The organism is Halobacteriovoraceae bacterium (genome assembly GCA_020635115.1).
GTDB lineage: Bacteria > Bdellovibrionota > Bacteriovoracia > Bacteriovoracales > Bacteriovoracaceae > JACKAK01.
Map to the genome: position 1 here is coordinate 366,171 of JACKAK010000002.1, position 23,004 is coordinate 389,174.

Annotated in this window: 17 protein-coding genes; 14 read left to right on the forward strand and 3 right to left on the reverse strand. The window is 33.5% G+C overall.

Annotated features, from left to right (window positions below; all coding sequences use genetic code 11):
• Positions 1-11 precede the first annotated feature (11 nt).
• Positions 12-4,592 carry a hypothetical protein gene (locus H6622_04060; protein MCB9060675.1) on the reverse strand — a complete coding sequence of 1,527 codons (4,581 nt, stop codon included), beginning with the start codon at positions 4,590-4,592 and terminating at the stop codon, positions 12-14.
• A 399-nt stretch (positions 4,593-4,991) separates the two neighbouring features.
• Here H6622_04060 and H6622_04065 point away from each other — a divergent pair, with 399 nt between their 5' ends.
• The 6 genes from H6622_04065 to H6622_04090 all read left to right on the forward strand — a co-directional run bounded on the left by H6622_04065 (position 4,992) and on the right by H6622_04090 (position 12,167).
• Entirely contained in the window at positions 4,992-5,597 is a 606-nt protein-coding gene (locus tag H6622_04065; protein ID MCB9060676.1) for a hypothetical protein, read from the forward strand.
• Positions 5,594-7,540, forward strand: a complete 1,947-nt coding sequence (locus tag H6622_04070; protein ID MCB9060677.1) for a hypothetical protein — start codon at positions 5,594-5,596, stop codon at positions 7,538-7,540. The genes H6622_04065 and H6622_04070 overlap by 4 nt, the downstream gene beginning before the upstream one ends.
• A 24-nt stretch (positions 7,541-7,564) precedes the next feature.
• Complete coding sequence (locus H6622_04075; protein MCB9060678.1) at positions 7,565-9,064, forward strand: ankyrin repeat domain-containing protein; 1,500 nt, start codon at positions 7,565-7,567, stop codon at positions 9,062-9,064.
• 169 nt (positions 9,065-9,233) lie between these two features.
• On the forward strand, positions 9,234-9,620 hold the full coding sequence (locus H6622_04080) for a response regulator (GenBank protein ID MCB9060679.1): 387 nt from the start codon (positions 9,234-9,236) through the stop codon (positions 9,618-9,620).
• Positions 9,607-10,203: a hypothetical protein gene (locus H6622_04085; GenBank protein MCB9060680.1), complete on the forward strand. Its 597-nt coding sequence runs from the start codon at positions 9,607-9,609 to the stop codon at positions 10,201-10,203. Before H6622_04080 ends, H6622_04085 begins: the two co-directional genes overlap by 14 nt.
• Positions 10,200-12,167: a response regulator gene (locus tag H6622_04090; protein ID MCB9060681.1), complete on the forward strand. Its 1,968-nt coding sequence runs from the start codon at positions 10,200-10,202 to the stop codon at positions 12,165-12,167. Before H6622_04085 ends, H6622_04090 begins: the two co-directional genes overlap by 4 nt.
• Here the strand turns inward: H6622_04090 and H6622_04095 are convergent.
• Positions 12,164-12,889: an OmpA family protein gene (locus H6622_04095; GenBank protein ID MCB9060682.1), complete on the reverse strand. Its 726-nt coding sequence runs from the start codon at positions 12,887-12,889 to the stop codon at positions 12,164-12,166. The two genes, H6622_04090 and H6622_04095, sit on opposite strands and share 4 nt — an antisense overlap.
• A gap of 2 nt (positions 12,890-12,891) precedes the next feature.
• A complete protein-coding gene (locus tag H6622_04100) occupies positions 12,892-13,677 on the reverse strand; it encodes a MotA/TolQ/ExbB proton channel family protein (GenBank protein MCB9060683.1) in 786 nt (261 codons plus the stop codon).
• Positions 13,678-13,768: 91 nt separating this feature from the next.
• Between H6622_04100 and H6622_04105 the strand changes: the two genes are divergently transcribed.
• The 8 genes from H6622_04105 (at position 13,769) to rpoB (ending at position 23,003) form a co-directional block, all read left to right on the forward strand.
• On the forward strand, positions 13,769-15,334 hold the full coding sequence (locus H6622_04105; protein MCB9060684.1) for a hypothetical protein: 1,566 nt from the start codon (positions 13,769-13,771) through the stop codon (positions 15,332-15,334).
• A 125-nt stretch (positions 15,335-15,459) separates the two neighbouring features.
• A complete protein-coding gene (gene secE, locus H6622_04110) occupies positions 15,460-15,846 on the forward strand; it encodes a preprotein translocase subunit SecE (protein MCB9060685.1) in 387 nt (128 codons plus the stop codon).
• A gap of 17 nt (positions 15,847-15,863) precedes the next feature.
• Positions 15,864-16,496: a transcription termination/antitermination protein NusG gene (gene nusG / locus H6622_04115; GenBank protein MCB9060686.1), complete on the forward strand. Its 633-nt coding sequence runs from the start codon at positions 15,864-15,866 to the stop codon at positions 16,494-16,496.
• Between the two features lie 23 nt (positions 16,497-16,519).
• Positions 16,520-16,948 carry a 50S ribosomal protein L11 gene (gene rplK, locus H6622_04120; protein MCB9060687.1) on the forward strand — a complete coding sequence of 143 codons (429 nt, stop codon included), beginning with the start codon at positions 16,520-16,522 and terminating at the stop codon, positions 16,946-16,948.
• Between the two features lie 56 nt (positions 16,949-17,004).
• On the forward strand, positions 17,005-17,706 hold the full coding sequence (locus H6622_04125; protein MCB9060688.1) for a 50S ribosomal protein L1: 702 nt from the start codon (positions 17,005-17,007) through the stop codon (positions 17,704-17,706).
• An 84-nt stretch (positions 17,707-17,790) separates the two neighbouring features.
• Positions 17,791-18,345, forward strand: a complete 555-nt coding sequence (locus tag H6622_04130; protein MCB9060689.1) for a 50S ribosomal protein L10 — start codon at positions 17,791-17,793, stop codon at positions 18,343-18,345.
• Between the two features lie 24 nt (positions 18,346-18,369).
• The gene (rplL, locus tag H6622_04135) at positions 18,370-18,738 is read left to right on the forward strand and encodes a 50S ribosomal protein L7/L12 (protein ID MCB9060690.1); all 369 of its coding nucleotides are present in this window, start codon (positions 18,370-18,372) and stop codon (positions 18,736-18,738) included.
• Between the two features lie 134 nt (positions 18,739-18,872).
• Positions 18,873-23,003 (forward strand): DNA-directed RNA polymerase subunit beta, encoded by a 4,131-nt coding sequence (gene rpoB / locus H6622_04140; protein ID MCB9060691.1) that lies wholly within the window; start codon positions 18,873-18,875, stop codon positions 23,001-23,003.
• Position 23,004: the final 1 nt, after the last annotated feature.

A 23,004-nucleotide genomic window follows, 5' to 3' on the forward strand; every position in this document is an offset into this window, starting at 1 on the left:
AAAACCTTCTTCTAGTTTGTAGGTATTCCATCAACTGCTTCAATAAAACCACCGGGTGCAATTTTAATTTTCACACCACATCTAATTCTTGTTTGATTATTTTTATTTTCAATATCTTCCCACTCAAATCGTGCTCGTTTAGAAATATTTGTTTCATTTACAGCAAAGGCATCCACGTCAATTGAAGGTCTAAAAATAAATGAATATTGCTCACTTATATTTCCCCACGCAGGAGTTGTTCCATCATGAAATAAATACTTAGCTGATACATCTCCAACGACAAGAGCTTCACGTGTCCCTGAATATATTGTTCGTGAGAAAAATTCTCCGAAACCTAATATATCTGGATAAGAATAATTCACGTTATCATCAGTTGGATGACAGTCTGGTTGACCCATACGACATAGGAGTGATTGTCCAATAACATGCGAAAATTGTGAATTTTTAAGCGGATACCATATACTTGAAGCACTCGCTTCAACATTTGTAATATTCGGATATAAAGGGATTCCATCGTTATAATCATATTGATTTCCCATATCGTTAGTACCTGGATCACCTGGTTCAGGATCATATTTTTCCGAGCTATGTGTAAATCTACCAAAGTGATTGTCATCCTCACTATCGTATTTTAACCAATAGAATTCCTTCTCAAATCCATTTTTATATATAACTCCATTATCTGCAATTTCCTTAAAAGAGGGACTTGATCCGAAACGTCCAAAGGGCCAATTTGTTCCATTATATTTTGCACTAAATATACCTGACAAAAGGGAGTCTGAAGGAGCCGTATAACACTTTTCATTTGCTTGTCCAGATCCATCTGTAATACCTTCACACACTGCCTGGTCACTTAAGAACTCTCTGTAACCAATATAATCCTGAATTCCAAAACGACTAACACACTTATAACCAGATGTTGGATCTGCATCATTAAACATTGGATAATGACCTGTCCCTCTTTGATTTCGGTTTCTTCTAGTATCAGCACCAAAAAAACCGTTTTCAATACTGCTTGTTGAATAAGTATGCCTCATTGTTGAATAATACGTTGAAATAAGCCCTGTTGTACAATTTCCAACGACGTCTGAGGCCAATCCTTTTTCCAACGTATTAATTTGTTCAGTCGTTAGAAATTTTGATGGCTCTAGAGATAAATTCTTTTCTCTTGCATTCAATAGTCTTTTTCTAATTGGTGAGGAAACTTCTGAAGAACCTGTTTGAATTTGTATTGAATGACTTAAACATAAAGACTGCGCCTGAGGTTGGTGTACGTTTACAAGTGGTGGTAACATTGAATCATTTGATGAAATAACATTTCCATAGCCATTGATATCACCAAAATTTGTATAATTTCTCCCAAGTATTTCATCGGAAACAGGAGTGACAATTAAGCTCGAAGTTGGAGGCTCGAGTGTTTTTCCTGTGCTTGCTTCAGTTAAATTGTTTGTAGTATCTACAGTATAACCTTTAACTCGTGCGCTGATACCATTAAATGTACTGTCTATATAATTGATTGGCTGCCAGTTTTTGAGATTTGATGAGGCATAAATTGTATCTTCAGTAATTTCAGCTATTCTTAAATGACAAGTATTATTCCAGGTAGAGTATGCTACTGATGCACCTTTGTGTGCGTACATTGTAGAAATAGAACCAGTATATGTAGAACTATATAAACCTGCAGAGATACAATCACCAGCTGTAGAGCCTGCGACACTGGTTGTACTAAATGGAACAGTTGTAGAACCTGCTTGAATACATTTATTAGTCTCATAATGTCTTGAAATATTACAACCTAAGTGAAATCTGTCTATAAGTATATGTCCATCGGTATCGTAATATCTATTGTTATCTTCTGCGTCAAGGATAGAACCAAGTCCACCATAAATACATCGATAGTTATTGTTTCTATCAATCTCCTTATCCATCCTATCGCAAAATATTTTGTTTGCAATCCATCGATGTATAAAGGCCATATTTGCAGGAGGAATAACTACTTCAGCGAATACATCCTTAAATTGTGATTCTGTAAATTCTAAAAGTTTCCCGCAGTTTCTATATCTAACTGTATACATCGCTAGTCTTCCACGATTTGCTCTTTCTCTAAAGCTAATGCCTGAAGTACTATCCTTTATTGGATGTATTCCATCGATATAATCTATAAATGTTTTATTATCAGTAGATTTACCTAGTTCAGTCCAACCAGAGCCTCCTCCTATTTGAACTAAGTTAAGTTGGGCCTTAATTTGATCATCTGAAGTTGGAAATCCTGAAAGCTTTCGATAGACATAAAATCCATCATTAGCAGCTTCTGTTATATCTGAGCACGTTAATTCATTTGCTTTTATTCCAGTTGTAGTGCTTGGCATTTTCCATTCCAAACGAATGATACCTTCATCAGACTCATTGCTCCCATCTGGTGTTCGTTTTACTAAAATGTAAGAATTATCTGAACTCATAGACTCGAATTCCACACCATTTGTAGGAAGTGATCTATTAGATAAAGAAGAGCTAGAGATAGTTGCATAATCATTAACGGCCAAATCTGCAGGGTTTTCTGCCCCGTCAAACATTCCGTTAATACGTGGGCCAGTCGCCATAATATCATTCCAGCCGTCCCAGATAAGTTTTCTTTTTGAAGTTTTACAATTGATAACAACTTTTCCATTGTCATAGTATTTTTCTGACGTCTTTGGATCTTCAATAAATGTTTTAACTAATATTCTATATCTAGTATCTGATTTTAATGATTGGATACTAGCAGTGTTGACAAGAGCATCTTTTGACATCCATTTGAAACCGTTAGCTGGTATACTCCCACTTGCAACACCTGCACTATGGTAACTGACTGCCATTGATTCCCATTCACTTGCAGAAGTTGTTTCTTCATCTGGATATTCTCTATAAAAAACAAAAAATTTCTCAAACATTCCTCCAGATGGAATTGTCCAGTCAACTTGGAGTTTCGTTCCACCTTCAGTTGAAGTACAAACAGGTGCGTTAGCAAAAACAGGTCTTATAAAAGCTATAGAGTCACATTTTTCAACAATTTCGTTTGTTGGCTGTTTAATTGGATTATCGAATGTCCCATATTCTACAGAGGCCCTGAAGCAATAAGGTGTATTTGGTGTTAGATTTGAAATTGTAACACTGTCCTTATCACATGTCGTTCCGCCAGTTTCATTTGCATCTCCTCCTAGACAAATAGAATTGTCTCCAGATTCAAGATCAGCACATTTTTTTAAGACTTCACCACCTCTTTCAATTCTAATACGAGAACAAACTCCCTGAGTTGTGGCAGGTTTTGACCATTTCAGTTTCGCTGAAGAAAGTCCTTGAACACCATCCAATGGAGTCATTCCTGTTATTCCACCGAAAGGAGCTAAAGGAGGTGATGTTTTTCCAAATCCCTTTAAATTTTCTCCCTTGTATTGAGCACAACTTCCTCCACTTAAGTTGCAAGCAACCACAAATATGGCATAAGTTGTATGTTCTTTGTCTAGACTTATAATTGCAGATGTTTTGGTGATATCGCTGATTTCAGCTTTGTGGTAACAAGGAGGAGAAGAAGGATTGCAAGCAGGTGAATATTCTACTCTATTCGGATCAATAGATTTAATTCCATAGTTTGGATCATCCTCCGCGATCGCAATAATCCTATAATTATTAAAGTCTCCAGAGGCCATATTCCATTTAACATTTAAAGAGCTTAAACCAGAAGTGTCAGGAGGAGTTGCAACTGACAAAACACCATCAAATTCAATTGGCTTAGAGATACTTGTGGCCTTTGCTATGACAAAATCATTAAGTTCTTCTCTACCACCTTCATCTAAGGCCCTGACTAAGAAGTGATAGGATTCACCTGGTAGAAGACCCGATTTAACATAAGTAGTAATAGGATTTTGTCTGTCTTCTAGAACTGTTTCTATGAGTTCCATATCTTCTGGTCTTCCAGATGAAGTGCCCATATAGATATTGTAGGCATGTATTTTATATCCACTTACAACAGATATACCTCCATATTGAAGATTTGTTGGGAGGGCAGTGTTCCATATTATTTTTAATTTATTATGCCCTTCAATTCCAGGATAGTTTTCGACTTCTAGAATACCGTTAAATGCAGGGTGGTAATCACTCATCGTACGACATCTAACTGTTACAAAGTTTCCATCTCTTGCATTATTAACAGGTTCATAAACTCTTACTGAAAATGTGTAATCAGAGTTACGATTTAGATTTTCAACGACTATATGAAAATTCCCATCAAAATCTTTATAAAGATCTTTTTTGAGCATTGAAGCTTTTGGTTCATCATAATCACCATTCACAAAGATTTGATAGATAAAATCATCGATGTTAGCAGATCCTTTAAGAAGCGATGCTTCGGAAAAGACAACATCGATTTTATTGTGTGAAATTGCTTTACAATGTTTTGCTCCATCGAAAGAAAGTTCCAGTGGTCTTTTAATAGTTGATTTATCAATTTTAGTTGTATCCTCAATTGTACCTACACAAGAATTAAGGAAGAAAACTAAGAAAAACAAAATCAGTCTAGTAATCAGATTGGGTTTTGTTTTTAATATCAGTTTCATAATTACCTCAAACGTTCAATATAACTGACTTTTCGGGAAATACCCGAGTAATCCTTAGTATTATTTTACTTGAAGACGATCAAATAACAGATTTGTAATATCGATTTAAAAACTTAATCTTAAGATCTTTAGAATGAAAACATATGGTTAAAAGTTTAATCTAAGGATTTTTTTTGAAATTTTTATGAACTGAGAATAATCTTCAAAAAAGGAACTGCCTACAAAATGTGCGTTTTCTTAGATTTGAAGTGTTTAAACGTGAATATATTAGATTTTAAAATTCACTACGAAAAAGTGAAAGAAAATCCACCTATGGCAAGTTTTTCCTTTGCTTAGAGAAGAAATGTAAAAACTTTGGCCGTCAATAAATTTGTCGAAAAGATGTAAGAGGAGTAAAAAATGAAACTGTTTTTTGTGTTTATATCTATATTTGTATCGTCAGAAGTATTTGCTTCTAAGTTCAAAGTTACTTCTAACCCAGCAGAAGCAGAAGTATTTGTTAGATCTCCAGACAACCAAAACTACAGGAAAGTTGGAAAAACGCCTATTGATATGGATATTAGTGAATTTATAAGCGCCTATTCCACTTCAAATAACTTCTTTATTAAGATTACCAAGCCTGGACATGAAGATTTCAAAGCATTAATTGCAAGAGGCAATAAAACTTCAATTGAACTTGATGTACGTTTAGATCAATCTCAAGATGTTGTATTAATGAAAAAATTTGATTCAATTCACAAAAAACTATTTGAATCTCAAAGACTAATACGAATAAAAAGCTATGATCAGGCAATCAAAATGTTAGAGAATATTGAGATTGATTTTATTCCAGTATCTGCTGTCTATGAAATGCTTGGTAGTGCTTTTTATCTAAAGAAAGATTTTAAAAATTCATTAAATTATTATAGAAAGGCATTCAGTTTAAATGCTGATAATCTAGATGCATATGCCATGATGGCCTATCTTGAAAAATCTTTAGGAGTTGCAACAGGAAGGGGCAAATGAATGGATTTAAATTAGTTTTACGTTTATTTATTATTTTAATTTTTTTAAGCACTGGGAAAATTGCAATGTCTGAAATGGGGGGAGAGGGAAAAGTCCTTCCATCGTTAGATTGGCAGAAGATGGAGCTAGAAGAAAAAATTAGTGAAAAAATCAAAAGAGGTTTAGATGCAATTATCACTTCGAAACAGTATATTATAGATGTTGATATTGTTGTGACAGAACCTACAAAACCAGATTTTACTCATACACCACCACCTCCTCCAAAGAATGTAAGATTTTCGAATGCCTCTTCAGAAAGTGCACCCAAGGATTATATTGTATTTTCTCAATTGGGTTTAGAAGCTCCTCTTATAAGTGAGTTTGAAGAGAGTGAAAATAAAAAATCAGAATATGAATATCTTTGGAAATATAATGAAAATCTCGATATTTTTAAAAACATCGAAGAAGTGAATATTAAAGTATCCTTAAGTGAAAAGCTTTTAGATGAGACAAAAAATAGTATAAAAAAAATAGTCGAGAATTTGAAATTTGGCATTTCAGAAATAACTCCAACTATAAATATAGAGTATATAGATTTAGAAGAGAAAATTGATGGAGGTAAGAAAAAGTCCACAGGTGAAAGCCCACTAAGTTTTAGAGAAAAATTAGATTTAATGACAAGATTTGGAAATGCTTTGGGATTGATATTAGCAGTTATTCTTCTGGGAATGATTGCTTATTTTCTATTTAAAATGTATGAAAAAATTCAACAAGGACATAAGGAAACTGCACCTCCACAAATGCAACCTCCATTACCTAGAGAAGAAGACAAAAAAGAAGATTTACCAGAAGAAGCTAAAGGTGGTGGGGCCGGTGAAGTTACTGAAGATGATGAAACTGATCTTTTTAGTGGAGTGGAAAGATTTAAACAATTCTGGCAAAAATCGGAACGAGATGCCTTAATACTTGTAAAAAAATGGATAGTTGAAGACACAGAAATGTCAAGGAAAGCATTATCAGCTCTTGTACAACAAATGGAAAATCCTGATCTGATTAAATTATTTCAGTCTTTAGGTGCTGTAGAAAGAGATAATTGGAGATCTGTTATAGAGCAAGAAGGCAAGATAAAAGACTTGAAGGAAGTAAATAACTTTATCTCACGACAAATCATTGAAGATATGATTGTTCCACCCGCGGTTCAAGATTTAGAAACTGTAGACTTACTGATGACATTGGAAGAAACAAGTGCAGCTTTACTTATAAAAGATCATCCATCAGAAGGAGCAATGCTCTTAAATATTATGAATACAAAGTATGTTGGTAAAATTCTTGAATACTTGACCGCAGATGAAATCAATCAAGTGATGGAATATAGTTTTGCAGTGAATAAAGATATTATAAAAAAGAATATAGTTCAATTCAAAGAAATCTTAAGAAAATATTCTGCTAAAAAAGTTGATAGAGAATTTGTGAGTAAAGTATTTCAATTAATTCCTCTCGCTAATGTTGAGACAGAAACAGTTTTATATAGAAATTTAGCATTACAATGTGATAGAGAACAGTTAGAGCATTTTGCAAGAAAATATTATCCAGCAGAAATAATTAAAGTCAAATTTGAAGATGATATCAAAGAAAATCTACTCAAATCATATCCCATGAATAAAAAAACGGAGTTAATTGCTTCAATTACTGATGAGGAAGAAAAATTAGATTTGCTCGATAGTTTTGCACCATCAGGCTCAACTGCAAGAGAAATGATTGAATTTGAGTTAGAAAAATATGAAGATGATCCGGCACTACAAAAAAGTATTTTTGAAAGAAGAGATGAAATATGGCGGGAATATATTGATCACTGTCGAAAGGTAATCAAATCAGATGCTTCCTTTAAACAAGAATCCGAAATTTATTTGGAAGAGTGGATAAATGAGGTAAGCGTATTAGAAGAAATCAGACAGGCCGCTTAATATAAAAGGCACGATGGGATCAAAATGAGTAATCGAATATTGATTGTTGATGACGATATTGATTTTTCTACGTTGCTAGAAAGACAACTTATAAAAGGAAATTTTGAAGTTGATCATTGCACAAGCACTCAACAGGCCATTAATAGTTTAGAAATTAAAGAATATGGTTGTATATTATTGGATATTTTTTTAGGCTCAGATAAAACATCTGTGGATCTAATAAAATATATAAAATCTAGAGACTTGAATTACAAAACTCCCATTGTTGTAATGAGTGCGAATATAGATAATAATTTCAAAGAAATACTATCAAAGAAAAAGGATGTTTCTTTTGTAGTAAAAAAACCTTTTCCAAAAAATGAAATATATTCAATTGTTGATTATTTAATGAGAGAAAAAATATTTATTTTTGATGATGATTCAGATTTTATAAAGCTTATTAAAGTGAAAATTGAAAAACATAATATAAGACTCGATCATTCTTTAGAAACTAATGAAAGTATTAAAAAAATATCACTGAATAGATATAAAGGAGCAATATTTGACATTTTAGTTGATCAAAATAAAACTTCTGATCAAGTTTTAAAATATCTTGAAAGTGAAAGTAATAAATTCAATATTGATATACCAATAGCTTTTATGAGCGCTTATCTTAGCGATGAACTTATTGGTAAGCTATCTAAAAAATATGAGAATCTTATCGGGGCGTATAAAAAACCACTAAATAATGATGATATATTAGATTTTATAGAGGGCGTTGAAAATTACTGGAAATTTGTATTATCTAAAAACTTGGCAGATTCAACTATGAATAATACGGAATCACAAATAGATGATTCATTTTCTTTCTCTATGGACAAACTCGAAGATGAAATTATTAAAATTAATGGAGGAAAACCTTTAGAAGAAAAAAGTGAATATCAATTAAGGGCCGATAAAATGCAAAAGGAAGAAGAAAATATGAGAGTCAAAGGACTCTCGTTTCAAACTTCTAAAGGTATACAGAATTTAAGTATGACAGAACTAATTCAAAAAATTGAGGAAGATCCAAATTTTAGATATGATGGGAATGAGACTGTCTTAATGCTCGCTGTAAAGCAAAACCTTGAATTTTTAGTCGAACTTTGTTTTAAGTATGGAAGTGATCTAAACCTTAAAAATAAAAATGGTGATAGTGCAATTGTTTTTGCCGTGCAAAGGAAAAATTATGAACTTGTTGAAAAGCTCGCCTCTGCTGGTACTCATTTAAAAAGTAAAAATTCACATGGAATGGATGTTTTATATTATGCTCTTAGAAATAATGATATGAAAATGGTTGAGCTTCTGCATAAATTCGGAGCAAATATTCGAGGACGTTATAAAGGAAAAAATTACTTAATGTTGGCCCTCAAAGGCTGCAAAGATGAAGTCGTCAACTATTTGGTCAAGGCCGGAATCCCGATATCTGAAACTGATGATTATGGAAACGATGCAAACTTCTATGCAAAAAAACATAAAAGATCAAATTTATTAGTGAAGAAATAAATAACTTATGACATTAATCAAGATATTGAAAATGCAGAAATTACATTGAATTCAATTAATTAAACTAGATAGAACTCTAATCTTACAAAATTTTTGGCCCTGAATACAGGAAATATTCTTAGTTCTATTTTACATGTAGAGTATAATTAATACGAAAATGGAGATATTTATGAAAATACTAATAGTAGATGATTCTAAAATGTTTCGCCTGGCCTTAAAGCAAAATATCTCCCCTCTTGTCGATACCATAATAGAGGCACAAGATGGAGAGGAATGTCTAAAACAAATAATTGAAGAAAAACCAAATATTGCCATTATCGATTTAAATATGCCTAAGATTGGAGGTATCGAAGTCCTTGAGAAAATAAAAAATTATACTAACAACCCTCAAATAGTGATTTATACCGCCGACTCCCAACAATCAATAAAAGATGAATGCTTAAGGAAAGGAGCTAAGTACGTTTTTTATAAACCAAGTTTCATGAAAGAGGGAAATGGCGATTTTGATTTGTTAAAAAGTTTAATCAATCAAGAGGGCAAATATGACAACGTTTAATAGTGATCAGTTGGACGATCTTAGAGAGCTAATGAATTTGGGCCTGGGTTCTTCAGCTAAGGCCATGGAAGAACTATTACATACGCAAATTCAAATATTCATCCCAGAGATGTATTCTTCTTTAAAAGAATTACAAGATGCTACAAATGCTGATGAAAAATATTCTATTTGCGAAATGAAATTTACAGGAGATTTAAGTGGTGTGTGTACTGTTCTTTTTCCAATTAAATTTGTCAGAAAGCTTTTAGAAAAAGTTTCTCCTGGTGGAAATTTACAAGATAATCTTGAAGACAAAATTGATATACTTATTGAGGTTGGAAACATTATTCTAACAGGATTTACAAGTACAATATTTGATATAACTCAATGCCATACTATTTATCATCAACCTGTTTATACTGAGGAAAAATTTGTAAATATTTGGAACAATTTTAAACCAGTAGAGGAAAAATGTATTTTTGCAAAAAGTGATTTCAAGCTCATCGATGATGATTGTATTTGCTATCTACTACTTGAAGTTGGAGAAATATCGGCCATGAATTTATACGAAGGAATTCGAAAACATTATGGAGTAAATTTTTGAACAAAAATGGACTTGAATCTATATTGAAAGTCTTCGATTTACATCCAGAAGGGATAGTAGTTGTTACTCAGAGTTATGAGATTGTATTTTGGAATAAACAATTAGAAATTTCTTCAAACATTAATTCTTCTGAACTAAAGGGAAGTGTTTTATTTGAGAGATTTCCAAAGTTTGAAAATCCTATTATCAAAACGAGATTAGATAGTATTTTTCTTGGCGCACCAGTAGCTACTTTTACAGCGGCAATACACCATCATTTTATACCCATTATTGATGAAAAAACTGAAAAGTTTCGTAAACAAAAAATGAATGCTCATAAATTTACGTTTGAAGATGAGAATTTTCTTGTACTTATAATTTATGATTTAACAAATGCAGAAAAGAAAAATGAAATTATTAAAGAACTGAAAAAAAATGCTGAAGAAGCTTCAATGATGAAATCTCTCTTTATCGCCAATATAAGTCATGAAATTAGAACCCCTTTAAATTCAATTATAGGTATATCGGAAGTATTATCTGGAGAAGTTAGTCTTAAAGAGATTTCAAAATTTTCGAAGATCTTAAATAGAGTATCGAATATTTTACTAAGTTTAGTGAATAATGTTCTTGATCTTTCTAAAATTGAGGCCGGTGAAATGACGATTGAAAATTCAAGTTTTGACTTAAAAAATCTACTCACTGGATGTAAAGAGATATTTGAATCTGAATGTGATAATAAAAAAAATACCTTTCAGCTAGTTATAGATGAAGATATACCTCGGTATATTATCGGGGATTCAACGAGATTGACACAAGTTCTTATAAATTTATTAAGTAATGCAATTAAATTTACCTCGGAAGGAAAAATAATTTTGTTTGTCACCAAAAATGATGAAAATGAAAATGTTTTTATCGTAACTGATACAGGGGTTGGCATCGAGGAAGACAAATTGGACTCAATTTTTGAACTCTATATTCAAGAAGACGCCTCTATTGAAAGAAAATATGGAGGAACAGGATTGGGTCTCAATATCTCTCGTAATATTGTTAGATTAATGGGAGGAGAACTCCAAGTGGAATCGTTGAAGGGCCAGGGAGCAACTTTTTATTTTTCAATTCCCTTGAAAGAGGATCATTCGGTCAAAGAATTGAATACTAACTTAATAAATTCTAATAAGGATATGTTAGAAATATTATTAGTTGATGACGAAGTTGAAATACTTGAATTTACAAAAAATGATCTTGAATCATTAGGGTTTGCTGTTACATGTGTTCATTCAGCAGAAGAGGCCCTTGGAATATTAGATGATAACGTTATTTTTGATCTTATTATTAGTGATATAAAATTACCTAAAATTGGTGGAATAGAGCTGTACAAAATTCTTAGAAGTAAACATATTATTACTCCTTTTATCTTTTTTTCGGGTTTTGTAGATAGTGATACAATAAAGAATCATATTAAAATTGAAAGTCTTAATTTTATCAATAAGCCAGTGGATGTTTCTGAAGATTATGAATTACAAGACTTGCTATTGAATCTGGCCGATAAAGGCCGGAGAAATCGTCAACTTCAAGAATATATTTTGAGTATAAGTAAGATCACCCCGATTTCAATCCTTTACATAGATGATTCACTAGATAATATAATTCTGTTAGAAACATTTCTTTCTAACATTGGAGTTAGTATAGAATCTTGCTTAGATGGAAAAGAAGGTTTGCAGAAACTAATGGAAAATGATTATTCTCTTGCAATAATTGATCTTCAAATGCCTGGGCCATCGGGTTTTGATATAATTCAAGAATTAAGAAAATTTGAAGAAAAAACTAATAAAAAAAGAATCCCCTCGATTGCTTTTAGTGCAAGTATGACTATAGGAAAAGTTAAACAATCTCAAAATGCTGGTTTTGATCTTTACTTACCAAAACCGGCCTCTAAATTGTCAATATTTAAGGCCATCAATGATTTACTGATTAATAATACTTAGTCAAAGTAAACTCCTAGCCCCAACTTGTATTTTTTTTCTGTTTTTTTCAAGGGTTTGATTACCTTTATAACAACTCTTCTATTCATTCTAATATTTTCCTCTAGTGGGAGTCCTTTTTTATCAGTATTAGGTAATACTGGCCTAGTATCACCATGTGAAACGGCCCGTAGGTTTTTAGGATCAAAACCAAAGTATTCAAACCTTTCTATCACCGAAGCGGCCCTAGCTCCTGCCAGGGCCCAGTGAGATTTAAATGGTATATTTTTAGGAATAGGCCCGTTATCGCTATGACCTTCAACTATAATCTGATAATTTTCATTGAGTGTTTTGATAATATCAATCATCGAATCTAATAGAAGTGATACTTCAGGAGTTAGTGTCCATCCTCCATCTTCGAAAAGAACAGTAGAACTGAAATTAATTATTACTTCACTATCATGGACAGTAATTTTAGTCATGTCCTTCATCTTAGGATGTTTTGCAATTTCTTCAGTCAATTCATCCATTTTTGTCATGGAATTTTTAAATTTGTCTTTGTTAAAATGTTGAGCTACAACTTTTGTTTTTTCAGTAAAACCAACTGGATCATAATGGGCAAAGGCCATCATTAAAATAAAAAAACATGCAACTAAGGTCATCATATCTGCATAGGAAAGTAGCCATAACTCGCCTTCTTCTTCTTCCTCTTCTAACATCTTTCCCTTTCGTTTAGAATCAGACATTCTTATCCCACTATTTCTTTTCGATCTAGACGATCTTTAGGTTGTAAAAAAGAATTAAGTTCAATTGCAACTACGATTGGATTTGTTTTTTTAAGTAGTAACTTCACTCCTTCTACAATTATTCTATTTTTTAAATATTGTTCTCTTGTATTATCGTTCAAATTTTCAGCAATAGGTATGATGATAAGGTTTGCAATAGCAACACCATACATTGTTGTAATAAGACAGACACCCATCGCAGGACCAATCATTTTTATAGCATCTTCCCCCCCAAGATTTGCAAGTAATACGATCATCCCTATGGTCGTTCCCATCATTCCGAATGCTGGAGGATATTTACTGATTGATTTTATTTTTCTTGTTTCTTCTGATTGAGTAATCATCATATTTTCAGCTCTATTTTCGATCACTTCTAGAAGGTGCTCTGTATCCAAGATATTTTCGACGATAAGTTCGAGGGCATCTTTTAGAAAAGGATCATGCGTTCGACCTATGAAATTATCTAAAGATTCACCTCTTCTATACGCCTCAGCAATTCTCATCATTTCCTTAATTGTATCTTTGTATTGAAAACGTTGACCTTTAATAACTCTAATAAAAAAAACTTTAAATAGAGTGACTAGTCTATTGAGCTGAAATGAAATAGAAGTAGCTGCAAAAGTTCCTCCAAGAACGATAAAAACACTTGGAAAATCAAGAAATATACTTAAATTGTCACTCGATAATTTAAGTCCTCCAATTAAAACACCTATGGCCAGCGAAAACCCAATTATTTGATAAATATTCATGGAAATCCTTTTTTAGTCACAATAAAAGTCTAGAAAACTATAAGAAAATTGGCAATAATATTACAAGATATATATCAATTTGGAGTTATCATTGACCGACTTAAATAGACTGATATTATGCTTTCTAATTTTTTTCTCCAATATTGTTTGTGCTGAAACATATATTAGGATTGTTGCCCCAGAATTATCAAATTTCGAAGACAAGTTTGTATTTGAACAAGCTAGAAAAATGGCCTTAAGTGTACTTGTAAAAAATGAAAAATATAAAATTTTATTAAGTGAAACTGATCAACTCTTTTCTAAAATCAAAGTTGAAAATTTGAAAATGGAATTATTTAAAAATTCGCTAGAGGAATATGAGCTTAAATTTTATATTGAGGATATTAAAACATCCAAAGAAATCAAGCATGTTTGGGCAAAAAAGATTCCAAAAAGATTTTTATTATTACAAACTCGGATGTCATTATATGAACTTTTCTATGGAAGAGAGTATGTTTTAAAAAATTTTGAGAAGATAGAGTCAGAGATAGAGTCAAGTCTTGATAAAAAGAAAGTAGATGAAAAAAAAAATGATAGTGAAACCAAATTAAATAATATAGATATAGAAAATAAAAAAAAAAAAATAAAAACAGATCTCACCTTGAATAATCAATCTTTATATTTCAGTTCAAATATAGAATCTTCTCTTTTTATAAAAAAAAAAAATAATAAACTCATAAAAATTGATGAGACAGAAATTAAGCGTATTTCACAATTAGAAAAGATTAGAAAATTAAAGAAATTAAGAGAAGATGAATTAATTGACTTGAGTCAATTAAAAAAAGACGTACAGAGTAGTTTATTTAAGGCAAGAAATCACAGTCCAAAAGAATTAAGTGCTACCACTAAAGACGAAGATGAAGACAATGATAATGGAAGTAATGATTCAGAGTCAGAAGAAAAGGACGGCAGTTTTGAAAATTCTCTAGGATTTTCAAATGAAAAAAAAGATGAATTAATCTTTGATAAGCCAAGAAGACCAAGAATTCCAAGATATATTTTTGAAATTGAAGCGATGAGTTTTAAAACAAAATCTACTTATCAACTCATTGATTTGGTTAATAACTTCAATTACCTTGGTGCTAAGTTTAATTATAGACATCCTATATCTGGTACAAAAGGTGATGATTTCGAGTTTTCATTAAAAACTTTGTACCCCTTAACAAAAAAAGAAGATTTTCAAATACCACAGGTTTATAACGCACATATGATATACCTCTCTTCACCTGACTTTTTGCCATTTGACTTTTATATCGGACTTCATTATGAAAACATATTCTTCATTAATCAACCCGTTCTTGGTGAGGGTCTCGTTCTTGGAGAAAATAAAATTCTTTGGGTGCAAATGGGTATCGAACGTATTTTAAATATGTTTGGTATATCAATCTATTTACAAGGCTCATTTGCAAAGAATGTATATTCAACTAGTGATTATTTGGCGAATGGTGAACTCAAACTAGATGCCACAAAATATGAGGGACATATTCAGTTCGTTTTTTTACAAAATTTTAGGGCAGGAATACGTTATATGAGGGACGTACTTACCTCCCCTAATGAATCAACATTTTCAGTTGACCAGTCAGCTTTATTTGTTACAGGTGCCTATATATTCAGATAATAAAGTATTATTTTAGTACATTTTGCTAAAAAGCTAAATTTTTAATAGACATTCCATTTCATTTACAGCATATAGTTCTAACTTATACTAGTGTAGAACTTTTTAACTTATCGATAAGGACATTTATGAGTGGTCTTGATGCAAAAGACAGTAAGAAAGTAATAAATGCTTTTGTGGCCATCGTTTCAATGATTTCGGCCTATGTTTTCGTAAGATTTTTCTCTCAACTTGGAGAGTGGTTTGATTTAGAAGCAAAAATATCAAATTTCAATGGTGTTTCTCAGGGAATTGGTGGAGCAATTGGTTTAATTGCCTTTCTGGCCGTAACGAAAAATTCTAAAGCTTCTAAGTATATGGCAGAGGTTTACAGCGAGTTAACAAAGGTCGTGTGGCCTAATAAAGATGAAATTGTGAAAGTTACGGTTGGGATCGTCATCGGAGTTACTATTACGAGTTTGTTTTTTGTATTAATAGATTGGCTCACGAGAGAATTTCTTACGTTGCTTTACTAATAAGGTTGGATTTCACTATGTCTGAAGAAAACATAAAAGAAAAAAATGAAGTTGAAATGGGTGAAATAACAGAGAAAGACCAAAATTTGTTATCCACTTCTGAAAGTATGAATAACAGCTTAAATTTCAAATGGTTTGTTATAAGGACGCTAACCGGCCAAGAGAATAAAGTTGTGAAGGCCTTGAAAGAGCGAGTTGTGAATTTCAACCAATCAGAGTTTTTTCAAGACATCATAACTCCAGAAGAAACCGTTGTAACTAATACTAATGGTAAAAAAAGAAAGATTAAAAAGAAATTTTTTCCAGGATATGTCTTGATTAAGATGGTTATGAATGATAAGACATGGCACCTTGTCAAGGATACTGATAAAATTACTGGTTTTGTGGGCGGAACTGCTGATCGCCCAGAGCCAATTTCGGACGAAGAAGCTTTATATATGCTGAATCAGGCCGAAGAAGGACATAAAAAACCTAGAGCGAGTGTTAACTTTTCAGAGGGAGAAACTGTTAAAGTTATAGAAGGCCCTTTTGCTTCTTTCGTGGGAACAATTGAGTCAGTGAATGAAAAAGGTAAAATTAAGGTTTCGGTCTCAATCTTTGGTAGACCTACTCCTGTTGAATTAGATTTTACGCAAGTAGAAAAAGTATAATTAAAAATTAGTTGGAGTCGTAAATGGCGAAAAAAGTAACAGGTTTTATTAAATTACAAATCGAAGGCGGAAAGGCCAACCCAGCACCACCTATTGGACCAGCTCTTGGACAAAAAGGTGTAAATATTATGGAGTTCTGTAAGGCCTTTAATGCAAAAACACAAAAGGAAGCGGGAGTTGTACTACCAACAATTATCACTGTTTATTCAGATAGATCATTTACGTTTATAACTAAAACTCCTCCGGCAACTTATTTGTTGAAAACAAAACTTAAGCTAAAGTCTGGTGCAAATAAGCCTGGGCATGAGGTTGCTGGTACTGTTGGTGCGAATGTCGTTAGAGAAGTTGCTGAAACAAAAATGCCAGACCTATCAGCAGGAAGTGTTGAAGCGGGAATGAGAACTATCGAAGGCTCTGTGCGATCAATGGGACTCAAGTTAGATTATAAATAGTGAGTGAATTCGGGAGATAATTCTTAAAATTATCGAATGTACCGAGAGGAGATGTAGTGAAAAAACGCGGAAAACGTTATTTAAGTCTTTTAAAAGATCTTGATTTAGAGAAAAATTATTCAATTAATGACGCCATTTCTACAGTGAAAAACGCAGCAAATGCAAAGTTTGATGAAACTGTAGATCTTGCTTTTCGTTTAGGTGTAGATCCTAGACATGCAGATCAAATGATAAGAGGCGCTATTGCTCTTCCTGCTGGAACAGGAAAAGAAGTTAGAGTTTGTGTCATTACTTCTGGCGAAAAAATCACTGATGCTGAAAAGGCCGGTGCTGATTTTGTTGGAGGAGATGATATTATTACTAAAATTCAAGGTGGTTGGTTGGATTTTGATAGAGTAATCGCTTCACCTGAAATGATGGGGAAAATTGGTAGAATTGGTCGTATTCTTGGACCTAGAGGTCTTATGCCAAACCCAAAACTTGGAACAGTTACTCCTGATGTCGCTAAGGCCGTCAGTGAGCAAAAATCTGGTAAAGTAGAATACAGAACAGAGAAAAATGGTATTATCCATGTTCCAATTGGAAAAAAATCTTTTGAAGAAAGTAAATTAAGAGAAAATTTTAACGCTATTGTTGGTGCTATCCTAAAGGCCAAGCCATCTACTGCTAAAGGAACTTATTTAAGATCTCTTACAATTAGTACGACGATGGGGCCAGGTATAAAAATAGACACTCTCGAAGCGAGTACTATACTGTAGATTTTGAAGAGGTTGATGAAGGTCGGTTCCATATAAGGTATAAAGCCTGCCTGAAATCTCCCTCCTTTTGTTGTGGAGGTATTGATGTTAACAAAAGCTGAGAAAAACGGCATTATCGAGGATTTGAAAACAGATCTAGATAAAGCTCAGGCCATCTTCCTTACTAACTTGATAGGTATATCCGCAAACGATTCAGTTAAGATTCGTAAGGAAATACGTGAAGTTAATGGGAAAGTGGTTGTAACGAGAAACACTCTTTTCTCTAAGGCCGCAAAAGGGCATATTGCCGAAGGACTTCTCTCGAATTTAAAAGGTCCTCACGCAGTTGCATTTGCTTTTGATGATGCTGCGGCGGTTGCTAAAGCGATTAAAAAAGCAGGCGATTCTCTTGAGAAAGTTGAATTTAAGGGTGGTATTTTAGATGGAAAAGTTCTCTCATTAGCAGAGGTTCAAGAACTTGCAAATTTACCATCAAAAGACCAGATGTTAGCGACTTTATTGGCAACTTTCAACGCACCAATCTCAGCGTTGGCCAGAGTCCTTTTTGCAATCCAAGAAAAGAAAGTAGAAGGTGGTGAAGCTGCTCCTGCTCAAGCAGAAGCGCAAGCCGAACAAGAAATTAAAACTGAAGAAGAGTAGAATTAAATTACAGGGGAATTTATTATGAGTATTACAAATGAACAATTAATCGACCATATTTCTAGTATGAGTGTCTTAGATGTAGCGAATCTAGTTAAGCAATTAGAGGAAAAATTTGGCGTTTCTGCCGCTCCTGTTGCTGTAGCTGGTGCTGCTGTTGCTGGTGAAGCAGCTGAGGAAAAAACTGAATTTACAGTTGTACTCGCTGATGCCGGTGACAAGAAAATCAATGTCATTAAGGAAGTTAGAGGGATTACTGGACTTGGGCTTAAAGAAGCAAAAGCACTTGTTGAAGGTGCACCAAAACCAATTAAAGAAGGCGTTGACAAAGCTGAGGCCGAAGAACTCAAGAAAAAACTTGAAGCTGCTGGTGCCAAAGTTGAGCTTAAATAATTTATTTAATTGTTATACATACTTTTAAATTGAGGTGTGAGGGTATACTGTATCTTCACACCTTTTTGTACGTTTATACATTGATCAATTTATTTTGATTACAGAACACTAACTATACTTTAGGGGACCTTATTATGACTCAGGTTTTCTCGCCAAATAAATGGCATCGAAAGGACTTTAGTAAATCACCAAAAGTTCTCGATACTCCTTCTCTTATGCATCTTCAAATTAATTCCTATGAGGAATTCCTGCAGAAGGATGTACCACCGGCCAAAAGAAAAGATATTGGTTTACAGGCCGTTTTTAAGTCAGTTTTTCCAATCCATGATTTTAATAAAACTGTCTCTCTTGAATTTGTTAGCTATTCTCTTGAAGAGCCTAAATATACAGTTATTGAATGTAGACAAAGAGGACTAAGCTATGAAGCTCCTCTGAAAGTTGTTGTTCGTTTAGTTTTCTACGAAGTTAATGTAGACAAAGATGGTAGTGAACAGAGAACAGTTTCACAAATAAAAGAACAGGAAGTTTACCTTGGAAATATCCCACTTATGGCGGATACCGGTTCGTTTGTTTATAATGGTACCGAGCGAGTAATCGTATCTCAATTACATAGGTCTCCAGGGATTATTTTCGAACATGACAGTGGAAAAAAACATTCAAGTGGAAAACTTTTATATTCTGCCAGAATTATACCTCATAGAGGATCTTGGCTTGATTTCGAATTTGACCATAAGAATGTCCTCTTTGCTCGTATAGATAGAAAAAGAAAACTTCATGCAACTGTTGTTCTTAAAGCAATGGGATACAGTACAGAAGAACTGCTTGAAATGTTTTATAAAAAAGAGATCTTGAATCTTTCGAAAGAGGGATTTACAAGAAAACTAGATTTTTCTCTGCTTATTGGTACGCGTTCGGAAAATGATATTCTTGATCCAAAAACGGGAAAGCATATAGTTAAAAAGGGAAAGAAGTTTACTAAACTATCAGCTCATAAACTTTCTGAAGTAGGAATAACAGAGATTCCGATTTCTGTAGATAATATTGTAGGAAAAATTGTAGCAGAAGATATTTTCGATGAATCTACTGGAGAGGTTCTTTGTCTGGCCAATGAGGCCTTAAGTGAAGGGAAAATACACGACCTACTAAATGCCGGTATAAAAGAAGTTAAACTTTTATATATTGATATGATCAATTATGGTGACCAGATTAGAAATACGCTCTTGTTAGATAAAACCGACTCTAAAGAAGATGCTCTAATTAAAATTTTTGAAAGATTAAGACCTGGCGAGCCACCTTCAGTTGAGGCAGCAGAACTATTGTTTAACTCTCTCTTCTTTGATGCAGATAAATATGATCTGTCCAAAGTTGGAAGAATGAAAATAAACTACAAATTTGGAATGAATGTTCCTGTAGATCAAACCGTTCTAACAAAAGATGATATTCTCACAACTGTAAATTACCTAGTTGAACTAAATAATGGGAAAGGTAAGGTTGATGATATTGATCATCTTGGTAATAGAAGAGTTCGAGCAGTAGGTGAGCTTCTTGAAAATCAATTTAGAGTTGGCCTAGTAAGGATGGAAAGGGCCGTAAAAGAAAGAATGGCCATACAAGAAATTGAAACACTTATGCCATATGATTTAGTTAATCAAAAACCTGTGGCAGCAGCGGTAAAAGAATTCTTTGGATCTTCACAATTATCTCAGTTTATGGATCAAACAAATCCACTTTCTGAAATTACTCATAAAAGAAGACTGTCTGCTTTAGGACCTGGAGGTCTTACTAGAGAAAGAGCTGGATTTGAAGTTCGTGACGTCCATAGTACTCACTATGGGAGAATGTGTCCTGTTGAAACACCAGAGGGACCAAATATTGGTCTAATAACATCCTTGGCAACATATGCTAAAGTCTCAGAATACGGATTTATTGAAACTCCTTATCTTGTATTAAACAAAGATAAAACATTTCAAAAAGAACCAAAATACTTCACTGCTTTCGAAGAAGAAGGGCGTGTTATAGCTCAGATTAGTGAGAAACATTTACAAAATGATAGATTACAAGGTGAACATATTCCTGCCAGGGCTGCAGGTGAGTTTACAATTGTTAAGGATGAAGACGTTGAGCTAATGGACGTTTCTCCAACGCAGATGATTTCGATTGCAACTTCTCTCATTCCATTTCTCGAACATGACGATGCTAACCGAGCTCTAATGGGTTCAAATATGATGAGACAGGCGGTGCCTGTTGTAATTACTGATGCCCCTATCGTTGGTACTGGTGTTGAATCTATTATTGCACATGATTCAGGTGCAATAATAACTGCAAAAGATTCTGGAAAAGTAATATTTGTTGACTCAACTCGCATTGTTATTCAAAAAGATAATTTTGGTGAAGGTGAGTCAGGTGTTCAAATATACAAATTAACCAAATACCAAAGAACCAACCAAAATACATGCTTCAACCAAAAAGCACTTGTAAAAGAAGGGGATAGGGTTGAACGCGGATCTGTTATTGCAGATGGGCCAGCAACTGATCAAGGAGATTTAGCACTAGGACAAAATGTACTCGTCGCATTTATGCCTTGGGGTGGATACAATTACGAAGACTCAATTTTGATATCAGAATCGATGCTTGCTCAAGATGTTTTTACTTCTGTTCATATTGAAAGCTTCGAAGTTGAGGCCAGAGATACTAAACTTGGTAAAGAAGAAATTACTCGTGACATTCCTAATGTGTCAGAGGAAGCTTTAAAAGATCTCGATGAAGCTGGTATCATTAGAGTTGGTGCTATCGTAAAACCTGGTGATATTCTTGTTGGAAAAATTACCCCAAAAGGTGAAACACAATTATCTCCGGAAGAGAAATTACTAAAAGCTATCTTCGGAGACAAAGCAGGTGATGTAAAAGATACTTCTCTGAGAATACCTTCAAGTGTCAGAGGAACAGTTGTAGATGCTAAAGTCTACACTCGAGAAGGTGTTGAACTAGATAAAAGATCTAAACAAATCATAGATGAAGAGACGACCTTAATACGTAGAGATGAGAAAATTGAAGTTAAAGCAATTCAATCTTCTGCCATATTTAAAATTGCAGCAATGCTAGAAGGACAGTTGACTATTGATGCTTTAATTTCTGAGGATGGTTCTACTGAGTTAATTCCTAAAGGGGCGAAAATCACTTCAGAAACTTTGGCCGTTATTCCTTTTGAATTAATAGGTTATATTCCGTTAAAACCAGAAGTTGAAGAGAAATTATCTGAGTATTTTGCAGACGTTAGAAACAGAATAAATCGAGTTCGCACAAAAGCAAACGATGAAATTGCTAAATTACATAGGGGTGATGAATTACCTCCAGGTGTTATCAAAAAAGTAATTGTTTACGTCGCTATAAAAAGGAAATTGCAACCTGGTGATAAAATGGCCGGTAGACACGGTAATAAAGGTGTTATTTCAAATGTTGTTCCACAAGAGGATATGCCATTTTTAGCTGACGGAACTCCAGTTGAAATTGTTCTCAATCCTTTAGGTGTTCCTTCACGTATGAATATTGGGCAACTTCTTGAATTACATTTAGGATGGGCAGGACGTGGTTTAGGTGAAAAAATTAAAGAAATGTTAGAGGATCAGATCGCTATAAATGAGCTTAAAGATTATATCTACAGAGTATTTAAAACTACTGAGGTTCAAAACTGGTTGAAAAAAGCTAGCGATAAGGAAGTTCAAAGAGTCGCAAAACAGCTATCTAAAGGAATTAGATTTTCAACAAAAGTTTTTGATGGTGCTAAAGAGTCTGATATTGAAGAAATGTTAGAACTTGCCGGATTAAATAAGAATGGAAAGACAACTTTGTTTGATGGGAAAACAGGGGATGCCTTTGCTGAACAAGTAACTGTTGGAACAATGTACATGCTAAAACTTCATCATCTAGTTGATGAAAAAATACATGCACGTTCAACTGGTCCTTATTCTCTTGTCACTCAACAGCCACTAGGCGGTAAAGCTCAATTTGGTGGTCAAAGACTAGGGGAAATGGAAGTTTGGGCACTTGAAGCATACGGTGCTGCTTATACACTCCAGGAATTTTTAACTGTAAAGTCAGATGATGTTATTGGTAGAACACGGATGTATGAGTCAATTGTAAAAGGTGAACAAGTACTTGAACCAGGATTACCCGAATCGTTTAACGTTTTAATCCGAGAGCTGCAAGCTCTTTGCTTGGATGTTAAATTAGAGGAAGGCACGATTGGTGAAGAAGCATTATCTTAAG

Bases quoted from the DNA above. Each gene is read 5' to 3' on its own strand.
- H6622_04100 (MCB9060683.1), bottom strand. From the start codon at position 13,677: ATGAATATTTATCAAATAATTGGGTTTTCGCTGGCCATAGGTGTTTTA.
- H6622_04130 (MCB9060689.1), top strand. From the start codon at position 17,791: ATGTTAACAAAAGCTGAGAAAAACGGCATTATCGAGGATTTGAAAACA.
- H6622_04095 (MCB9060682.1), bottom strand. From the start codon at position 12,889: ATGTCTGATTCTAAACGAAAGGGAAAGATGTTAGAAGAGGAAGAAGAA.
- H6622_04065 (MCB9060676.1), top strand. From the start codon at position 4,992: ATGAAACTGTTTTTTGTGTTTATATCTATATTTGTATCGTCAGAAGTA.
- H6622_04080 (MCB9060679.1), top strand. From the start codon at position 9,234: ATGAAAATACTAATAGTAGATGATTCTAAAATGTTTCGCCTGGCCTTA.
- H6622_04060 (MCB9060675.1), bottom strand. From the start codon at position 4,592: ATGAAACTGATATTAAAAACAAAACCCAATCTGATTACTAGACTGATT.
- nusG (MCB9060686.1), top strand. From the start codon at position 15,864: ATGTCTGAAGAAAACATAAAAGAAAAAAATGAAGTTGAAATGGGTGAA.
- H6622_04085 (MCB9060680.1), top strand. From the start codon at position 9,607: ATGACAACGTTTAATAGTGATCAGTTGGACGATCTTAGAGAGCTAATG.
- rpoB (MCB9060691.1), top strand. From the start codon at position 18,873: ATGACTCAGGTTTTCTCGCCAAATAAATGGCATCGAAAGGACTTTAGT.
- rplK (MCB9060687.1), top strand. From the start codon at position 16,520: ATGGCGAAAAAAGTAACAGGTTTTATTAAATTACAAATCGAAGGCGGA.
- H6622_04070 (MCB9060677.1), top strand. From the start codon at position 5,594: ATGAATGGATTTAAATTAGTTTTACGTTTATTTATTATTTTAATTTTT.
- H6622_04075 (MCB9060678.1), top strand. From the start codon at position 7,565: ATGAGTAATCGAATATTGATTGTTGATGACGATATTGATTTTTCTACG.
- rplL (MCB9060690.1), top strand. From the start codon at position 18,370: ATGAGTATTACAAATGAACAATTAATCGACCATATTTCTAGTATGAGT.
- secE (MCB9060685.1), top strand. From the start codon at position 15,460: ATGAGTGGTCTTGATGCAAAAGACAGTAAGAAAGTAATAAATGCTTTT.